Origin of the sequence: Streptococcus sp. DD10 (genome assembly GCF_001578805.1) — a bacterium.
Lineage (GTDB): Bacteria > Bacillota > Bacilli > Lactobacillales > Streptococcaceae > Streptococcus.
This window is the reverse complement of sequence record NZ_KQ969178.1, coordinates 1-1,084: the sequence shown is the minus strand read 5'-3', so window position 1 is coordinate 1,084 and position 1,084 is coordinate 1. Positions and strand designations below refer to the sequence as shown.

At 38.8% G+C, this 1,084-nt stretch carries 1 protein-coding gene; it reads left to right on the top strand.

The features are described 5' to 3' along the window. Positions 1–39 precede the first annotated feature (39 nt). A protein-coding gene (locus STRDD10_RS10655) for an IS630 family transposase (protein ID WP_443031104.1) occupies positions 40–1,084 on the top strand; the annotation gives its coding sequence in 2 pieces (ribosomal slippage) (positions 40–498 and positions 500–1,084; 1,044 coding nt annotated over the 2 pieces). This gene is flagged as partial in the annotation.

The following is a 1,084-nucleotide window of genomic DNA, read 5'->3' as shown; positions in this document are numbered from 1 at the left end:
ATACTAAATAAAAATCAAAAAGCATGGTATAACAGAGTTATGAAACTTACATCCGCAGAAGAAAAAAGAATCAACTCACTTTTAAAAAAGACCTCAAAACCAGCGTACCTCAAACGTCTTCAAATAGTCTTATTCCGTTCTAAAGGCAAGACATACAAAGAAATTACAGACCTTCTAAATTGTAACCCAAGTACTGTCACCCGTACCTTAGCTAAGTATAAAGAAGGTGGCTTAGATGCTCTGATTAAAGAGACACGAGGAGGTAGAAATCGTTCTTACCTCACCTTCGAAGAGGAAAAGGACTTTTTAGCTAAAGAAAGGAAAAAAGCTAGCAAGGGAGAGCACGTTACCATTGAAGAATTATATCGTGCTTATCAAGAAAGAGTTGGGAAGAGTACTACACGAATGGGGTTCTACTACCTCTTATCTCGTCATGGCTGGCGTAAAGTGACACCACGCCCAGAGCACCCTAAGAAAGCAGACGCCCAAACAATTGTAGCGTCTAAAAATAAAATCTACATACAAGAAGCTAAGAAAGCGCTTTAAACACAGTAGACGTTTCAAAAAGGTACGCATGATGTATCAAGATGAAGCCGGATTTGGTAGAATCAGTAAAATTGGCAAGTGTTGGGCACCAGGGGACGTTCGTCCACAAGTTCCGAGTCATCATATCCGAGAATTTAGATATTGTTATGGGGCTGTAGACGCCCATACAGGAGAATCGTTTTTCTTAATTGCAGGAGCTTGTAATACAGCTTGGATGAATGAATTCTTAAGACAGTTATCTCTTGCTTATCCTGATGACTATATCCTGCTGGTTATGGACAATGCCAATTGGCATAAGTCAAAGACACTAGAAATTCCTTCCAATATTGGTTTTGCATTTATTCCACCTTATACACCTGAAATGAATCCCATTGAACAAGTTTGGGCTGAGATTCGAAAACGAGGCTTTAAAAATAAGGCATTTGAAACACTGGAATCAGTGATTAATAAACTTCAAGAAGTGATTCAAGGTCTGTCTTGGGAAACTTTAAAATCCATCGTCAAGAGGCAATGGACTGATGCGCTTTTTGATTTTGAA